Consider the following 15,919-nt stretch of genomic DNA (forward strand, 5'->3'; position numbering starts at 1 on the left):
CTACCGATGGGAGACCGATACATTGCCTTCGCGATGCCGCCGCCCGAGACCGCCCACGAGAGCCGGACCTTGTGGGGTTCGGTGGCGGCCACGGCCGGTCTCGGTGTGCTCGGAGTGCTGTGGGGGATCGCGGCCGGGTCGCAGATGATCTTGCTCGACGGCGCCTACGGCTTGGTGGGCGTGGTGGTATCGGTGCTTCTGATCAGGGCATCGGCGGTGTCGGCGGCACCTCCAACGTCGCGGTTCAACTACGGCAGGGGAGCAGCCACACCGCTGGCGATTGTGGTACAGGGGCTGGTCCTGCTCGGCACGCTGGGATACGCGGCGCTGGAGGCGGTGTGGGTGATCCGTGGCGGTGGCAGCGAGGTGGGCGCAGGCTCGGCCTTGACCTACGGCGTGGTGGCCACGGCCGGGGCTGTAGGGGTGTGGCGTTGGATCTCCGTTCGTGCCGCCGACTCTGACCTACTGGTCGCCGAAGCCACCGCGTGGCGCGTTGCCGCGCTGCGAGGCTTGGGCATGGTGGCTGGCTTCGGAATGCTGCTGGCCATTGATGGTCGGTACGTCCGTGCTGAGCCCTATGTGGATCCGGCCATGGTGCTGGTCACATGTGTCGTCTTCCTGCCGGAACCGCTGCGGATGATCCGCCGGGCGTTGGTCGAGTTGCAGGAAGGAGCTCCCGAGGCCCACGTACAGGAGCTGATCGACGCCGCTGTGGCCGAGGTCCAGGCCCGGTTCGATCTAGCTGCGCCCGTGGTCAGAAGTACCAAGGTGGGGCGGCGGTTGTACGTCGAGGTGGAGGGTGTGGTGCCTTCTCAGGTGACCGTCGCTCAGGAGCACGAGGTCCGAACGGCGGTGAGGCAAGGATTGGCGCCGTTGCCCTACGACGTCTGGCTCAACGTCGAGTTGTTGCCCCGGCTCGACGAGAGCGCCTCATCGTGATCGGGGGTGTTCAGCAGCCTGCCGCTGGGTCGATCGTCGAAGAAGCCTCCCTGGTTGAGTGCAGATGTCGCCGCCACGGTGGCGGCAGCCACGGGGATCGCCACGAACACTCCTAGGAGTCCGGCCACCGCACCGCCAGCTACCGAAGCCAATGCCACCACCAGTGGATGGAGCGACGTTGCCTTGCCCATGATCACCGGCTGCAAGAGGTTGGTCTCGAGCTGTTGGACCACCAGGACCACGGCGATCATGGCCAGGCCCCGGCCCATGCCGCCCGAGGCCACGGCCAGGACCGAGGCGAAGGCCCCCGCAGCGAAGGCTCCGACGTAGGGGATGAAGCCCATGATGAAGGTGAGGACGAAGATGGCGCCGGCGAACGGCACCCCCAGCAACCACGCCCCCATAGCGATGAAGAACGCATCCACGCCCGACACGATGGCCGCTCCTCGCACGTAGCCGGCCAGGGCGTCGAAGCTTCGACGCCCGGTGGTATCGAGCAGGGGGGAACCCCGTCCGAGGCGGTCTACCACCCACCGCCACATCATCCCGCCGTCCTTGAGGAGGAAGAACGTGATGAAGAGGCTCAAGAGCATGGTCGTCACCAGGTCAACCGTGACTGAAACGATGACGGTGGCCCCGGTCAACAGGTGGCGCCCGAACGATCCGGCGGCGCGACTCGCCAGCTGCTCGCCGCCGGGGTCGTAGTCCTCGGGTACGAGGTCGTAGTCGACGGCCGCTTCGCTCACCCGAGTCACCCCTCGATCGAGGGCCCGTCCGATGGTGTCGGTCTCGCTCAACACGGCCGACAGCGTGATCCACACGACGGCCGCCAGGATCGCGATCAACGTGAGCAGGCAGACGGCAGCCGTGAGGCCAGGGCGGCCGACCACGCGACGCAGGCGCCGGTCGAGTGGAAGGAACGCGCTGGCGAACAAGAGGGCGAGGAACATCGGCAGGAGGATGACATCGAGGGTCACCAATCCCGAGATGATCACCATGGCCGCCCCCGCCACCACCAAGAAGCGCCAGGACACTCCGGCGAGTCGGTCGAGCCAGGCGGGCACAGCCGGTTCGTTCAAGGGCACAAGATCGAGCTTAGGAGGCGAGCCCGAAGACGAGCCGACCCATGAGCACGGAATGGTTGAACCGAGGCAACGCCTCGGTCAATCGGTGGTTGTGGGGTTTGTACTGATCCTCGTTGGGTCTGGTCAAATCGGGTGATGGGCCATCCCAGAGGTTTGAGCGAACGCACCCGCGGTGCGGTGACGGGAGCTCGCGGATGGGCCCAGGCCCAACGGGAGAACCACGTCCTCGTCGATCTTCTCGTCGACCTGTTCAAGCGGTTCAAAGCCGCCGACGGCACGGTCCTGGCCGGATACCTGGCCTACCGCCTCTTCCTCATGTTGATCCCCTTGGCGGCGATCGTCGTCGCCGTGGCCGGCTTCGCCCGAGCCGAGTCCGTCGATGCCGCCAACCACATGAACCTGGGCGGGGCCATGGTCGACGGGTTGAGCCAGGCCAGCGCAGATGTGGAGAAGAGCCGACTCCCGCTGCTCCTGTCCGGGCTAGCGGGTTTCCTGGTCGCGTCTTGGGGCTTGCTGGGTGGGCTTCAGGTGACGGGGGCACGGGTCTGGCAGATCCCTACCGTTCGTTTTCCGTCCAAGGGTCGAGCCTTCGTGAGGCTGTGCGGGAGCCTGCTGCTGTTCGCGCTGGTCTTCTACGTCTCGGCGCTGGTGCGGCGGTTGGGTGTGATCGCGGGGTTGGCCGGATCGATGGCGACGTTGGCGAGCTTCGGGGTGGCCTTCTTCGGGCTGAGCTGGATCCTTCCTCGCCGCTGTCGGGAGTGGTATTGGCTTCTCCCGGGCACGACCATCGGAGCTTTGAGCGGCGTGGGCCTCCAAGCCCTGGCAACCTTCTACCTGCCATCCAAGCTGGCCGACTCCTCGGCCACCTACGGCGCCTTCGGGATCACGCTCACGGTCCTGAGCTACCTGTTCATTCTCGGCACGCTGTTCGTGGTCGCTACTGCGGCCAATGCGGTGCTGTTCGAGCGGTACCGCCACGATCCCCCCGGGCTGCTCCGGCGGGCGGCCGAGCTGGTTCCCCGGCTGGACCTGAGCGTCGGTTCTGGGTACGTGCCCGAGGGCGACGCCGCCGAGGTGATCGGTCGGGGAGGCCCGCCGCCGAGGTGACCGGACCCGGCTCTGGGGGCCCAGGTAGCGTCAACAACCATGATCAACCGACCCGGACTTCTCATCGGCATCTTGGGCTTGGCCGCAATTCTCGGGATGACCGCCTGTGGCAGCGACTCCGGCGACGACGTCTCATCCGGTGACGGGTCGGCCACGACTGCGGCCGCGAACAGATCCGCAACGACAACGACGGCGGGCGCCGCGTCAGGTTCGAGTTCCCTCGCCGCTGACCTGCGGGACAGAACATTCCTGTCCACGTCGGTCGAGGGCCACGATCTGGCAACGGATTCGGTGATCAGGATCACCTTCGAAGGCGAGGTCATGGCCGTCAACGGCGGCTGCAACACGATCACAGGGGCTTACAAGGTTGAGGCGGACACGCTGGCCTGGGTCGACACGCCGGCCGCCACGATGATGGCGTGTGAGGAACCCCTCATGGCTCAAGACACATGGCTGACCGAGGTGTTGACCGCCGGGCTCGAGGCTTCCCTGGACGGCGCGAACCTGGTCCTCTCGGGGGATGAAGTCACCATCACGCTGGAAGAGGAAGCTGATGCCCCCCTCACCGGCACGAAGTGGACCCTCGAGTCGATCGTCGCCAACGACGCCGTCTCCAGCCTGCCCACCGGTGTCACGCCTCCGACGCTCGACATTGCTGATGATGGCACCGTCACTTTCTCAACCGGCTGCAACAGCGGTGGCGGGTCCGTTGTCATCGGCGACTTCGACGGAGAAGGAGTCCTTGATTTCGGAGTGATGCGAGTAACCCTGATGGCATGTGAAGGGGACGGCGCTCCGGTCGAGGCTTCGGTCCTCGCCGTGCTCGACGGTGAGGTCGAGGTGTCGATAGACGGCCAGGTCCTCACGTTGACCAACGGAGGCCAGGGGCTCCAGTACCGAGCCTCCTAGCTGTCTGTCGCCGGCTCACCGCAGAAGCATCGTGGCCGCCCCGGCCATCAGGCACAGGGCGGTGGTGGCCATGGTGATCAACCCGACGTAGCGGGCGGCCGTGGGGTGAACCACCTCGTCGCCGTGGTGGACCAGATCGAGTCGGTCCTCATAGTGGCTGCCAGCCCAAACCAGCAGGCCCGATCCCATAACCACGATCACCACGGCGGATCCGGCCAGGACCCAGAACTGGTTCACGGCCGCGAAACGGGCCAACACCAGGCCCGCCCCCATCACCGAGAACGCGGTTCGCTCGCAGGCCAGGGCGTTGCGTTCCTGCTGAAGCCCACCCGATCGACGGCGGTAGCGGTGGTGAAGGTGAGGAAGGTGGGCGCGGGGGAGGCTCACGGGGTATTGGCCACCAAGATCACGGCGCCGATGATGGCGAAGAGAGCGGTTCCGACCGCGATCGCCATCGGTAGCCGCGACGCGTAGAGCGGGGTGCCGAGGCGCATCGACTTCTCGTTGTGGGCCCATCGTCGGTAGGAGCTGGCGGCCATAACGAAGCTCATGGCCAACAGTCCCAACCCCAAGGGTTCCGAACCAGCCACGTCGGGCAACAGCGCCATGGCTCCCAACCCTCCGGCAGCCAAGGCCAGGGCGGTGCGGATCCAGGCTAGGAACGTGCGTTCGTTGGCCAGCGTGAAGCGATAGTCGGGCTCGGTTCCGCTGTGGCGCGGGTCCTCGGGGACCCAGGTGCGGATCCAGGCTCCCCGTCGTTGTTCTCCGTCGACGTTCACACGCTTCCCCTGTGACGAATCGATAGCCGCGAGGTGTCGGTGGTGGGTGGGTGCCCCCGACAGGAATCGAACCTGTGGCCTTCCGCTTAGGAGGCGGACGCTCTATCCGACTGAGCTACGAGGGCGGGTGCGGCGGGCCATCCTAGGTGGAGCCGGCATCGAGCGGCACCCGCCAGATGAGACGAGATCCCTCCGGGTCCGGTTGGAACGATGCCGAACCGCCCCTCGCCTCGGCGCGTCGTGTGATGTTTGGTAGGCCGTGACCTCCGTCGGTGGAGACCGTGCTGTGGTCGCCCTCTTCGCGAAGCCCAGGATCTCGAACCACCATCACGAGCCACCCGTCGGCCACCGACACCTCTACCTCGGTACTCCCAGGGCGGGCGTGGCGAGCGACGTTGGTCAACGCCTCGCGGGCCACCGCCAACACATCGGCGGCCAGAGCCGGGCCCGGACGATCCTCGTCGTAGGAGGCGACGAGGCTGTCGACGGGACCGTGGAACCGGCACCGAGGTTCGGCCCCGAGGGTTTCGGCCAACTCCGAAGCCAGCTGGAGCAGGTCGCGGCGCAAGCTGGCGCCAGCAATGCGCCGGTCGGCGTGCAACCCGAAGATCACTCCCCGGATCTCGCGCACCGTGGCATCCAGGTCGTCGACGGCAACCTGGATGCGGTCGTGGAGGGTGGGATCCGATGCCAGGCGGGCCGATGCCTGGAGCGAGAGACCGGTGGCGAACAATCTCTGGATGACCGTGTCGTGCAGGTCGCGTGCGATGCGTTCACGGTCCTCGAGCAGATCCATGTCCCTCACCCGCTGGTGGAGGCGGGCGTTGTCTATGGCCACTCCGGCCGCGGTGGCGAGGCCGATGGCGAGCTCCTCGTCGATGGGGGTGAACTCAGCGGCGGACTGCTTGTCGGTCAGGTACAGGTTTCCGAAGACCTGGCCTTGGACGGTGATGGGTACCCCCAGGAACGAGGTCATCGGTGGATGGCCGGGTGGGAACCCGAAGCTGTCGGGGTGGCGCCCGAGATCGGGTAGCCGGATCGGTTCGGGTTCGGTGATCAACAGCCCGAGGATCCCATGTCCGCTCGGTGGGTCTCCGATCCGTCTGACCTCATCTGGCGAGAGGCCGACGGTGATGAACTGGATCAGCGAAGTCCGGGTCGGGTCGAGCACCCCGAGGGCGCCATAGCGGGCATCCACCAGGTCGGTGGCGGTGCCGACGATTCGGCGCAGCACGGTGGGCAGATCAAGATGGCTTCCCACATCGACCATGGCCTGCACCAGCTGCTGGAGGCGGTCGGTCCCCAGTCGGTCAGGCACGCTGGGGTTGTCCGCAGGGTCACCCATCCTTGGACGCTAGGCCATGCAGATCAGGGTGGTGAAGACCGCGGTCTCACGGCGAGAGCCGTCGACCCGAGATCATCTCGATCTCCAGCCCCACGACGTGGGGAAAGGGCATCGGACGCCATGACGGGAGTGGCGCCCTTCGGGTCACCTCGTCGGCTTCGTCGTCGGAGAGCTCGTTCAGGTGGCCTGTGGCCAACACGCTCCAGCCTGTGTGGGACACCGCGTCGTGATCATCGACCTCTAGGCAGGCGATATCGGAAGCTATGGCGGCAGCGAGGATGGATGCGGAATCGGTGGTGAACACCACCCGCGAGTCATCGACGACGAAGTTGACCGGCAGGATCACCGGTAGCGAACGTGACGTGAACCCCAGCCGGCCCAGGTGTACCCCGCCGAGCAGGCGCAGGCATTCCCCCTGATCGATGACCAGGAGCGTGCTCACGGCTGCTCCCGGCCGCCACAATGGAGCCCATGACGATCAGAGTGTTCCTGGCCGACGACCACGAGGTGGTCAGGCGTGGCGTACGCGACCTCATCGACCACGAAGACGACATGTCGGTGGTTGGCGAGGCATCCAACGCGTCCGAGGCCATGACCAGGATCCCGCTGTGCACGCCCCACGTGGCGGTGCTCGACGTTCGTCTCGGGGAAGACTCGGGCATCGAGGTGGCTCGTGAGGTGCGATCGGCACATCCCGACGTTCGTTGCCTCATGTTGACATCGTTCTCCGACGACGAGGCCTTGGTGGACAGCATCGTGGCCGGTGCCGCCGGCTACGTGCTCAAGCAGGTGCGTGGCAACGAACTGCTCGATGGGATTCGCCGGGTGGCGGCGGGGGAGTCCCTGTTGGATCCGTCGGTGACCACCAGGGTGCTCGATCGCCTCCGTCATGCCGATGAGGACGACCTGACCGGTGGTCTCACCGGCCAGGAATCCAAGATCCTCGAGCTTCTGGCCGAGGGGCTCACCAACCGCCAAATCGCCGAGCGGATGCACCTGGCCGAGAAGACGGTGAAGAACTACGTGTCGAACCTGCTGGCAAAGCTCGGGATGAGCCGCCGGACCGAGGCCGCGGTGTACGCCGCTCGAATGGCCGATCGCCGGGAGCGGTGATTCGACCTCGGTCCGGGGGTTCACTCGCTACTCCACGATCAGAACGGTGACCATTCCGAACAGGCCTTCGTCGCTCTCGGCATGGCTCACGATGTGGCAGTGGAAGGCCCACTTGCCGGGGTCCTCGGCCTTGACCAGCGCCGTGTAGCGCTCACCTGGCGACACCCACAGGGTGTCCATCCGGTATGGGGCATCGAGGGGGAAACCATCCTTGGCCACCACGATCTGGGGCTGGCGGTGCAGGTGCATCGGGTGACCCTGGAGGCCTTCGTTGAAGAAGTGGATCAGGAACCACTCGTCCTTCTTGGCCGCGATGGGCTGGGTGGCGGGGAAGGACTTGCCGTTGAGGCTGAGGCCGATGACGCCAGCGTCGTTCAGGACCATCGGGATCTCCTGAAGGGTGGTCACGTCGAGATCGGCGGGGATCTCCACGTTGCCCACGGTGCGTCCCAAGGGCAGAGGCACGTCGCCAACCTGGAAGATGGCGAACAGGCCGTTGACGATGGCGGTCTGGCCGTGCATGTGGGCGTGGTACATGCCCATACCCGGATGGTTCTGGACCGTGAACTCGTAGCTGTATTCCTCGAGCGGCCGGATGAAGTCCTGCGTGATGGGAGCGACGCCGTCCTGTTCGAAGGGGACGTCGATGCCATGCCAGTGGATGTCTGTGGAGATGGGGAGCTTGTTGGTGAGGTTGATCTTCACCTTGTCGCCGGGCTCGACCCGGATCCACGGTCCGGGGACCTGGTTGTTGTAGGTCCAAGCCTTCACCGTCTTGCCGGGGACACCTCCCAGTCGGTGATCTCGGCGGTGAGGTTGAACACCTTGGTACCGTCGGCCTCGACCTCGGGCTCGATGGGCTGGTTGCCGGTGGCGATCTCGCCGTTGGCGTACTTGGCGGCGTAGTCCAAGAAGGTCTGGACGCCGGCGTTCATGTCGTCCTCGAACTGCTTGTTGATCCGCTGCGCCTGGGCGTCGGAGGGGTCGAGGGTGGCGATGTCGTCGTGGCCGGTCGCGTGTGACCCTTCGCTCTGTGCTGCCGACTCCGCTGAGGCAGCGCTGCCGTCGGTGATGATCAGCGTGGCCGTCATTCCCGCTTCCTTGTGGCCCGAGATCGCGCAGTAGAGCTCGTAGGTACCGGGATCGAGCTCAGACAGGTCGAGGGTGTCGCTCTCGCCACCGTTGAGGTCTCGGGTCTTGAGGGCGGTGTCGGTGACACCGACGTTGTGTGCCACCGAACCGTTGTTGGTGACGTTGATGGATCCGCCCTTGGGTACCGTGACGGTGGAGGGCGAGATGGCGAACTCGCTGAGGGCGACAGCCACGGGCGCCGTAGAAGCCGACCCCGAACCTCCCCCTTCTGGTCTGGTGGCCGCGACCACCCCGACCATGATCAGGGCGAAGATCGAGGTTACGACGGCGAAGCGCGAAAGCATCGTCTGGCTAGCGGGAGACACCCGGTTACTCCTTGAGTGGGTGGTCGGTTACGACACGGCGCGTGAACGGGGGTGGCCACGGCACCGGAACAGCCTGCTGTGGGTTTGGCACAGACAGTAGGGCCGAAGGACCCTGACGGTACTGACCAACGTCACCGCGTGACGACTCCGCCATCGGGTTGAATGTGGACGGCAAACCAAGACGGATCGAGCGGGCATGCCTCGCCTCGTCGGGCTCCTAGGCTGCCCCTGAACTGATGACCACGCATACCGTCACCCTCCTCTTCGCCGTGCTGGCCACCGTGGCTCAGATCGGAATGCTGGTGGTGCTGTTCGCCTCTGTTGGCGGGAGGCGGGGATGGCTGCGCGGCTGGATCGGTGGCTACAGCCTGTGGGCCGCGTTCGCGGTCGCTGTCGTCGCCACCGCAGGCAGCTTGTACCTGTCGGAGGTGGCTGACTTCCCGCCGTGTCGACTGTGCTGGTTCCAGCGCATCGCCATGTACCCGCTGGTACCACTACTGGGTCTGGCGGCGTTTCGCCGGGATCAAGGGATCCGGCTCTACGCCGCGGTATTGGCCGGGCTCGGCGTGCCGGTTTCGATCTGGCACCTCTTCGTCGAGCGTTTCCCGACCCTGGAGGGCACGAGCTGTGACCCCCTGAACCCTTGTTCCATCATCTGGGTGGAACGATTCGGCTACCTGACCATCCCCGGCATGGCCCTGTCTGGGTTCGTGCTCATCCTCGCCCTGTTGTCGCTGTCCCCAATTTCGGAGTCAAAGTGAACCTCACCTCCCGTCCAGCTCTCTCACGGCGTCGTGGCGCCGCCCGACGCGTCGGGGCCATGGCCGTGGTGATGGCGATGGCCTTGTCCTTGACCGCGTGTGGGGCCAAGGACAAGGAAGCCCAGGTGGTCCCCGAGACCGAGCCGGGGAAGTGCCCCGTGGCTGCCGGTGAAGGTCTCCCCCAACTGGGTCAGGACGGCAGCGATTCGGCCCGGGGTTGCACCATTCCCACCGTCGAGGGGGTCGACCTGGCCGGCAAGGAGATGACCATCAGCCCTGATGGCAAGGCCAAGCTGATCGTCTTCTTGGCTCATTGGTGTCCGCACTGCCAAGCCGAGGTCCCCCGAATTGTGGAGCACCTGCCGGACTCTCCCATGCCCGACGATGTGGAGCTCATCGGGGTGGCCACCGCCCACAATCCGAGCGCCCCGAACTATCCGGCTGTCGACTGGCTGGAGCGTGAGAAGTGGACCGCTCCCACCCTCGACGACGTGGACGACGAGGCGGCCCAGAAGTTCGGGCTGAACTCCTTCCCGTTCTTCGTGGCGGTGGATGCCGACGGGAAGGTGGTGGCGCGCGGTAGCGGCGAGCTCACCATGGACCAGTTCGACGACCTGGTGAAGGCCGCCAGCACCGGTTCGGTCTGAGGCTGTTTGCCGAAACGGGCTGAGATCGGCCTCATCGGCACCGACCTTGATCGCGGCAAGGGGTGGGGCTGGCCCTCAGGGCTGGTAGCGCCGCGCCGCCCAACGGCTGGGAAGCGGAGTCATGGTCAACCGCTCGGCCGCTTCCAACAACCAGTCGACGGCAAGTTCCGCGTCGGTGGACGGCGCCGATAGGACAAGGCCCCGTCGGGGGTGGTCCGATACCACCAACCACCCGGGGGGGAGCCCCAGTCCATCACGGGCGAGTCGGTCGACGGCCTTGGGTCCGCCCGGATGTTGCAGGCCGACCTTGATGGTCGGACCTTCCTTCTGGTCTCGGCTGACGGTGGCCAGCGGCAGCTCGGGTCCTCGCGAGGAGAAGATGGAGACGAAGAGGTTGCGGGGTGGGGGTTCCTCGCCTGGCTCGGGGACCGGTGTCAGGTTGAGCCAGCCGCCGGGCGTCTCCATGGCCGACGTGACCTGCTGGTGGGCGGGACCAGGCTCATCAGGGTCGAACGTCAGTTCCTGCACCGGGGTGAGCGCCATGGTCCCGACGCTAGGTCGCGGCTGGCAGCCTTGCGTGCCGGACCCGATGTAGGAGGACGACGGCCACCCAGCCCTCGTCCTCATCGACCGCCTCCACGGTCATGTCCCGGTCCTCCAGCGTGGCCACGGCCTCGGCCCAGCGGTCGGCCAGGAGCCCCGACACCACCAGGGCCCCTCCTGGCGATGTCGCCGCGACCAGGGCAGGGCCCAGGTCGCGAATGACGGGGGCGAGCAGGTTGGCCACCACCAGGTCGAAACCATCGCCGTCTCGACCACACCTGGCGATCTCCTCGATGGGGCGGGAGTCGAAGGAGACGAGGGGGGTGACTCCGTTCCGCTCGGCATTGGCCAGGGTGACCGAGCCCGCTGCCTGGTCGATGTCCATGCCGACCGATCGCGCGCCCAAGAGCGCCGCACCAACGGCGAGGATGCCGCTACCGCATCCCACATCGAGCACCGTGACATCGCCTCTGTCTCCTGGCTCCGGTTTGAACCCGTCGAGCAGTTGCGCCATGCGCGACAGCACCAGTCGGGTCGTGGGGTGGCTGCCCGAACCGAAGGTGGGACCAGGCTCGATCAGCAGCGGTCGAAACCCGACCGGTGCTTCGACGTCCAGCCAGGCTGGGATCACCGCGAACGGCGCCGCCAACTCGACCTCGGCGTGGGTCCTCCAACCATCGAGGCCATCATCGATCACCACCGTCACCTCGGCTAGACCGAGGCCCCGATCGGTCACGGCGTTGGCGGCCCGTCTGGCGGTGTCCAGGTCCGAGAAGCCGGTGGTCACCATCACCGCCTCGTCGGGGCCCGCCCTCTCCTCCACGGCCGGAGGTCCGAAGGACCACAACAGGTCGGCGATCATCTCGGGGTCCCCCAGGCTGGTGATGGTCACCGAGTACCAACCTTCGCCAGTCACGCCCCGACTGTACGAGGCGGGGCGTCGACCGGTTGGGGGTACGGTTCGAGGTGATGGCGGAGTCCGCGTCCAACGTCTTGTTCGTAACCGTCGACCAGTGGCGGGGTGACTGCCTGTCGGCTGCCGGGCACCCGGTGGTGAAGACGCCGAACCTTGATCGGCTGGCAGCCCGTGGCGTTCGTTTCGCCAACCATTGGTCGGTCACCGCCCCGTGTGGTCCGAGCCGGGCATCGCTTCACACCGGCCTGTACCTGATGCACCACCGCTCGGTGGGTAACGGCACCCCCCTGAGCGATCGCTTCACCAACATCGCGCGTGAGGCTCGTGCGCTCGGCTACGACCCCACCTTGTTCGGCTACACCGACACCACCGTCGACCCCGCGGTGGTGTCGGATCCCGATGATCCCAGACTTCGGAACTACGAGGGCGTGTTGCCCGGGTTCGCGCCCCAACTGGTTTTGACCGAGGCCGACAAGACGCCGTGGGCTCGGTGGTTGGCGTCCAGAGGCGTAGACGTGCCCGCCGACCCCAAGGATCTGTACCGGCCCGACCCCGCCTTTCCCGGTGCCGGCGATCATGCTCCCAACTGGGCACCCACACGGTTCTCGGCTGATCACTCCGAGACCGCCTTCGTGACCTCTGAACTCTTGGCCTGGCTGGACCAACGTGACGATCGGGGTGACCAACCGTGGTTCGCGCACGTGAGCTACATCCGTCCCCATCCCCCGTACCGGGCTCCGGAGGGTTACCACGATCTCTACGACCCCGACGTTGGACCGGGTTTTCGACGGTTGCCGGACCGTGACCGAGAACTGGATCAGCATCAACTGCACCGGATCGGTGCCCACGTGGCGGGCTGCCCGATCGACGAGCGCGAGATGCGCCAGCTCCGGGCCGCGTACTGGGGCAACATGACCGAGGTCGACCACCAGTTCGGCAGGGTGCTCGACTACCTGGATCGGGCCGGCTTGGCCGCTTCGACCCTGGTGGTGTTGACCGCGGATCACGGCGACCAGATGGGGGACCACTGGCTGATCCAGAAGCTCGGCTGGTGGGACGAGAGCTACCACGTTCCCTTGATCGTGGCCGATCCGAGACGGTCAGCCGATGCCAGCCGAGGCTCGGTGGTGTCCGCCTTCACCGAGTCGGTGGATGTGATGCCCACCTTGTGCGCCTGGATCGGGGCAGAGGTGCCGGTATCGGTGGATGGCCGTCCGCTACAACCGTTCCTCCACGGCGACGGAAGCCCGCATGACACCCCGCCCGACTGGCGAACCGAAGCCCACTGGCAGTGGGACTGGCGCGACCCGGTCGAGCACATCCCCGAGGATCTGTTCGGACTGACCATGGAGCAGTGCGCGCTCGACGTAGTCCGAGGCGCAGACCACAAGTACGTCCAACTCGGCGACGGTTCGTGGCGCTACTACGACCTGGACCGCGACCCTGATCAGGTCGTCGACCCGGTGGATGCGGTAGCCGAGCCGGGCGCATCCGAGCGGGTGTCCGATGCCCGGGCCCGGCTGCTGACGTGGCGGATGCGTCACGACGATCGGTCCCTCACCGGTCACCGGGTCACCAGCGAAGGACTGATGGTCCGGAGGGACCCACGGCTCTAGCCCGGATCCGCCGAAAGGCGAGCCTTTCGGCGGAGCTCGGTGGCCGGCCTGACGGCCGACGTTTTCGCTGCTGCGACCGGCAAAGCCGATCTCCGCAGGTCTCAGGGGCTCCGCCACGAAGGGCTCTGCCCCCGAACTCCCGCCCCGTCGTCGTGATCCAGTGCATCGTGGGTGCGTACCATCTGGTGGCCGCAACAGAGCCGAACGCACTTGGATGACCAGGTACGCCGAACACGACCCAAGTCCGGTCGGTGGATTGAGGCGACCAGGTGGTCAGGGTGTTGATGACTCGTGCGCGGCCCAGCTGTACACGCCGCGGGCCATCAGTGAACGCTCGGCTTGGACGCGGGCCCCGTAGATCTCGGATCGGGCGCCGCGTGCTTCGCTGGAGTCGGGCTCGGCCTGGACGGCCCATTCCACGAGCTGGCAGGCCAGGCGCAGGTCTCCGCTGTCGGCCACCGCGCGTGCTCTCGACACCAGGGCCTGCGCTCCACCGGCGAGGGCTGCCACCTCGGCGGCGAGTACGGAGTCGGCCGGCGGCTTGAGACGTGCCGGATTCCCGTCGTACCAGCCGCCGTAGAGGCGCCACACGTTGCGAACCACGAACTCGGGTTCGTCGTAGATGGGTTGAAGGTACGGCTTGGAGGCCAGGTCGGCTGGTACCTCCAAGGCGTGGACGATGGTGTCGAGGGTGGCGCCTTCGTTCATGAGGTCCAGGGTGTGGTTCACCAGGTGGTCGAGCAGGTCAGCGGTATCGGTGAGCACGGACCGGACCTGGTCGGCACCACGGATTGGAAGGCCGTGGCCCGGCAAGAGCACCTCGGCGTCGAGCGCGGCCATGTCCCGAAGGGCAACGGCCCAGTCTCGGGCGTAGCGTTGGACCTTCTGAGGGTTCCCGGCGTTGGGGGAGCACCAGATGATCAGGTCGCCGGGGCAGAGGACCCGGCTCTCTGGCGCCCATACCCAGGTGGCGTCGTCGGTCTCACCCCGGGCGTGGCGCAGTTCGAAGGTGGCGTCGCCAACGTTCCATGCCAGTTCGTCACGGTAGGTGACGTCAGCTCGTCGATAGTCGAGCGGCCATTGGAGATCGGGTACCCGGAACTGGCGACGGTTGATGCAGGCGTTGTAGCCAGCGGTGCGTTCGTAGCGGTCGAAGCGGTCGTGGACCAGCTCGTGGGCCACCACCTGGGCCGGTTCCCAGCCGTTGGCGGCCGATTCGTCCTCGAAGACAGCGGTGCCGAACACGTGGTCGATGTGGCCGTGGGTGTACACCGCGGAGGCCAGTCGGTCAGGGCTCCAGCCCCGGACGGCGGTGTGGATGGCGGGGGCGGCCACCAGTGACCCGGTGTCCACCAGACACAGGCCGTCGGTGGTGGCGAAGGCGGCGACGTTGGCGAACGATTCCACGAAGGCCACGCCGTCACCGGCCTCTACCAGTTGGTTCGACGGGGCGAAAGGATGGTGCTGGTCGATCGAGGATTTGCCGCTGAGGATCGAGTCGGACAGCTCGAACAGGTCGGTCATGGCCGGCACCGTACATCCCACTCTTGAAGCAGGCTCGGCCAACAGACCCGAATGTTTGCTCGGAGATTGGTAGGTTGCCCCTCCATGGTCACCTCTGGTTCGCATGCCGCTGCCGTCCGTCGCTCCCCAGCCCGCCGGCGAGGTGGTGCTCTGGCCGCCGCCGCCATGGCGGTGATCCTCACCGCGGGAACGACGGCCTGTAGCAGCGACAGCGGAGACGACGCCACCGCCACCACGGTGTCGACCACCGCCCCCAACGGCTCGGCGCCGACATCGGCCGGTGGCAGCTCCGACGGCGGTGAACTGCTGGTCCTCTCCTACAACGTGGCCGGGCTTCCGGCGGAGATCTCCAAGGAGCACCCAGACGTCAATCTTCCGTTGATCAGCCCGCTGCTCGAGGAGTTCGACCTGGTGCTCACACAGGAGGACTTCGACTGGTGGGGCGAACTGGCCAGCGGTTTCGACTTCGTCAACTACCACGACCGGCTCAGAGCCGACGTCACCCACGAGTACCAGTCCACCAAGCACCCCGGCCCTGATGCTGCTGGCGTCGACACCTCGCTCCGGCCCGCCCCGGAGGTAGGCGACGGTCTGGGCACGCTGTCGCGATTCCCGATCGAGGAGATTGCGAGGGTCTCATGGACGAACTGCTTCGGTGGAATGGACACCAGCGACGGCGGAGCGGCCGACTGCCTGTCCATGAAGGGATTCAGCCACACCCACCTCACCCTGGCCGACGGGGCGGTCGTGCACATCTACAACCTGCACGGTGAGGCCGGAGGTTCTGAGCGGGACCAGGAACTGCAGGCCGCCGACTACGAACAGTTGGCGGACTACATCACCGAGCACAGCAAGGGGGCGGCGGTGATCCTGGCCGGCGATACCAACCTGCACACCGACAACGAGCACCCCGACGGCTCCGACGGTGCCGACATCGTGATCTGGGACAAGTTCTTGGAAGCCACCGGGCTGGCCGACTCATGTGCGGCCACCGACTGCGATGATCCGGGCCGCATCGACAAGTTCGCCTTCCGCTCGGGGGACGGCGTCGACCTGGAGATCTTGGGTCGTCGGTTCCGCACCGACTTCGTGGACTCGGCCGGCGAAGACCTCAGCGACCATCAAGCTCTAGAGGTCCGCTTCGGTTGGAAGCCAACCTGACGGATCCGCCGAAAGGC

At 66.5% G+C, this 15,919-nt stretch carries 18 protein-coding genes and 1 tRNA gene; 8 read left to right on the forward strand and 11 right to left on the reverse strand.

The window, feature by feature from the left end; translation table 11 throughout:
• Positions 1-6 precede the first annotated feature (6 nt).
• Entirely contained in the window at positions 7-939 is a 933-nt protein-coding gene (locus IPG97_13925) for a cation transporter (protein MBK6857607.1), read from the forward strand.
• Here IPG97_13925 and IPG97_13930 read toward each other — a convergent pair.
• Positions 879-2,018: an AI-2E family transporter gene (locus IPG97_13930; protein ID MBK6857608.1), complete on the reverse strand. Its 1,140-nt coding sequence runs from the start codon at positions 2,016-2,018 to the stop codon at positions 879-881. The genes IPG97_13925 and IPG97_13930 overlap by 61 nt on opposite strands.
• A 159-nt stretch (positions 2,019-2,177) precedes the next feature.
• On the opposite strand from IPG97_13930, the gene IPG97_13935 reads away from it, so the two are divergent.
• On the forward strand, positions 2,178-3,131 hold the full coding sequence (locus tag IPG97_13935) for a YihY/virulence factor BrkB family protein (GenBank protein MBK6857609.1): 954 nt from the start codon (positions 2,178-2,180) through the stop codon (positions 3,129-3,131).
• Between the two features lie 39 nt (positions 3,132-3,170).
• On the forward strand, positions 3,171-4,040 hold the full coding sequence (locus IPG97_13940) for an META domain-containing protein (protein MBK6857610.1): 870 nt from the start codon (positions 3,171-3,173) through the stop codon (positions 4,038-4,040).
• A 15-nt stretch (positions 4,041-4,055) separates the two neighbouring features.
• Here the strand turns inward: IPG97_13940 and IPG97_13945 are convergent, their stop codons facing one another.
• The 5 genes from IPG97_13945 to IPG97_13965 form a co-directional block, all read right to left on the reverse strand.
• Complete coding sequence (locus tag IPG97_13945; GenBank protein MBK6857611.1) at positions 4,056-4,427, reverse strand: DUF202 domain-containing protein; 372 nt, start codon at positions 4,425-4,427, stop codon at positions 4,056-4,058.
• Positions 4,424-4,783 (reverse strand): DUF202 domain-containing protein, encoded by a 360-nt coding sequence (locus IPG97_13950; GenBank protein ID MBK6857612.1) that lies wholly within the window; start codon positions 4,781-4,783, stop codon positions 4,424-4,426. The genes IPG97_13945 and IPG97_13950 overlap by 4 nt, the downstream gene beginning before the upstream one ends.
• 87 nt (positions 4,784-4,870) lie before the next feature.
• A tRNA-Arg gene (locus tag IPG97_13955) sits at positions 4,871-4,944 on the reverse strand.
• 17 nt (positions 4,945-4,961) lie between these two features.
• A complete protein-coding gene (locus IPG97_13960; protein MBK6857613.1) occupies positions 4,962-6,164 on the reverse strand; it encodes a GAF domain-containing protein in 1,203 nt (400 codons plus the stop codon).
• A gap of 46 nt (positions 6,165-6,210) precedes the next feature.
• A complete protein-coding gene (locus IPG97_13965) occupies positions 6,211-6,606 on the reverse strand; it encodes a pyridoxamine 5'-phosphate oxidase family protein (GenBank protein MBK6857614.1) in 396 nt (131 codons plus the stop codon).
• Positions 6,607-6,635: 29 nt separating this feature from the next.
• On the opposite strand from IPG97_13965, the gene IPG97_13970 reads away from it, so the two are divergent.
• Positions 6,636-7,277 carry a response regulator transcription factor gene (locus IPG97_13970; GenBank protein MBK6857615.1) on the forward strand — a complete coding sequence of 214 codons (642 nt, stop codon included), beginning with the start codon at positions 6,636-6,638 and terminating at the stop codon, positions 7,275-7,277.
• Between the two features lie 27 nt (positions 7,278-7,304).
• On the opposite strand, the gene IPG97_13975 is transcribed toward IPG97_13970, so the two are convergent.
• Complete coding sequence (locus tag IPG97_13975; GenBank protein MBK6857616.1) at positions 7,305-8,048, reverse strand: multicopper oxidase domain-containing protein; 744 nt, start codon at positions 8,046-8,048, stop codon at positions 7,305-7,307.
• Positions 8,045-8,734: a cupredoxin domain-containing protein gene (locus IPG97_13980; GenBank protein ID MBK6857617.1), complete on the reverse strand. Its 690-nt coding sequence runs from the start codon at positions 8,732-8,734 to the stop codon at positions 8,045-8,047. Before IPG97_13980 ends, IPG97_13975 begins: the two co-directional genes overlap by 4 nt.
• Positions 8,735-9,030: 296 nt before the next feature.
• On the opposite strand from IPG97_13980, the gene IPG97_13985 reads away from it, so the two are divergent.
• Both IPG97_13985 and IPG97_13990 read left to right on the forward strand, forming a co-directional pair.
• The gene (locus IPG97_13985) at positions 9,031-9,495 is read left to right on the forward strand and encodes a disulfide bond formation protein B (protein MBK6857618.1); all 465 of its coding nucleotides are present in this window, start codon (positions 9,031-9,033) and stop codon (positions 9,493-9,495) included.
• Complete coding sequence (locus IPG97_13990) at positions 9,492-10,142, forward strand: TlpA family protein disulfide reductase (protein MBK6857619.1); 651 nt, start codon at positions 9,492-9,494, stop codon at positions 10,140-10,142. The genes IPG97_13985 and IPG97_13990 overlap by 4 nt, the downstream gene beginning before the upstream one ends.
• Before the next feature lie 75 nt (positions 10,143-10,217).
• On the opposite strand, the gene IPG97_13995 is transcribed toward IPG97_13990, so the two are convergent.
• Positions 10,218-10,685, reverse strand: coding sequence for a hypothetical protein (locus tag IPG97_13995; protein ID MBK6857620.1), 468 nt, complete (start codon positions 10,683-10,685; stop codon positions 10,218-10,220).
• Positions 10,686-10,695: 10 nt separating this feature from the next.
• Entirely contained in the window at positions 10,696-11,577 is an 882-nt protein-coding gene (locus IPG97_14000) for a 50S ribosomal protein L11 methyltransferase (GenBank protein MBK6857621.1), read from the reverse strand.
• Between the two features lie 77 nt (positions 11,578-11,654).
• On the opposite strand from IPG97_14000, the gene IPG97_14005 reads away from it, so the two are divergent.
• A complete protein-coding gene (locus IPG97_14005; protein ID MBK6857622.1) occupies positions 11,655-13,217 on the forward strand; it encodes a sulfatase-like hydrolase/transferase in 1,563 nt (520 codons plus the stop codon).
• Between the two features lie 273 nt (positions 13,218-13,490).
• Here the strand turns inward: IPG97_14005 and IPG97_14010 are convergent, their stop codons facing one another.
• Positions 13,491-14,741 carry an MBL fold metallo-hydrolase gene (locus IPG97_14010; protein MBK6857623.1) on the reverse strand — a complete coding sequence of 417 codons (1,251 nt, stop codon included), beginning with the start codon at positions 14,739-14,741 and terminating at the stop codon, positions 13,491-13,493.
• Positions 14,742-14,825: 84 nt separating this feature from the next.
• Here IPG97_14010 and IPG97_14015 point away from each other — a divergent pair, with 84 nt between their 5' ends.
• A complete protein-coding gene (locus IPG97_14015) occupies positions 14,826-15,902 on the forward strand; it encodes an endonuclease/exonuclease/phosphatase family protein (GenBank protein MBK6857624.1) in 1,077 nt (358 codons plus the stop codon).
• The last annotated feature ends 17 nt before the right edge of the window (positions 15,903-15,919 follow it).

It is taken from the genome of Microthrixaceae bacterium (assembly GCA_016702505.1).
Classification (GTDB): Bacteria; Actinomycetota; Acidimicrobiia; order Acidimicrobiales; family Iamiaceae; genus Aquihabitans.

Excerpts from the sequence above, each read along its gene's own strand:
- IPG97_13925 (MBK6857607.1), top strand. The coding sequence starts at position 7 with ATGGGAGACCGATACATTGCCTTCGCGATGCCGCCGCCCGAGACCGCC.
- IPG97_13940 (MBK6857610.1), top strand. The coding sequence starts at position 3,171 with ATGATCAACCGACCCGGACTTCTCATCGGCATCTTGGGCTTGGCCGCA.
- IPG97_13960 (MBK6857613.1), bottom strand. The coding sequence starts at position 6,164 with ATGGGTGACCCTGCGGACAACCCCAGCGTGCCTGACCGACTGGGGACC.
- IPG97_13970 (MBK6857615.1), top strand. The coding sequence starts at position 6,636 with ATGACGATCAGAGTGTTCCTGGCCGACGACCACGAGGTGGTCAGGCGT.
- IPG97_13985 (MBK6857618.1), top strand. The coding sequence starts at position 9,031 with ATGCTGGTGGTGCTGTTCGCCTCTGTTGGCGGGAGGCGGGGATGGCTG.
- IPG97_13995 (MBK6857620.1), bottom strand. The coding sequence starts at position 10,685 with ATGGCGCTCACCCCGGTGCAGGAACTGACGTTCGACCCTGATGAGCCT.
- IPG97_14005 (MBK6857622.1), top strand. The coding sequence starts at position 11,655 with ATGGCGGAGTCCGCGTCCAACGTCTTGTTCGTAACCGTCGACCAGTGG.
- IPG97_14010 (MBK6857623.1), bottom strand. The coding sequence starts at position 14,741 with ATGACCGACCTGTTCGAGCTGTCCGACTCGATCCTCAGCGGCAAATCC.
- IPG97_14015 (MBK6857624.1), top strand. The coding sequence starts at position 14,826 with ATGGTCACCTCTGGTTCGCATGCCGCTGCCGTCCGTCGCTCCCCAGCC.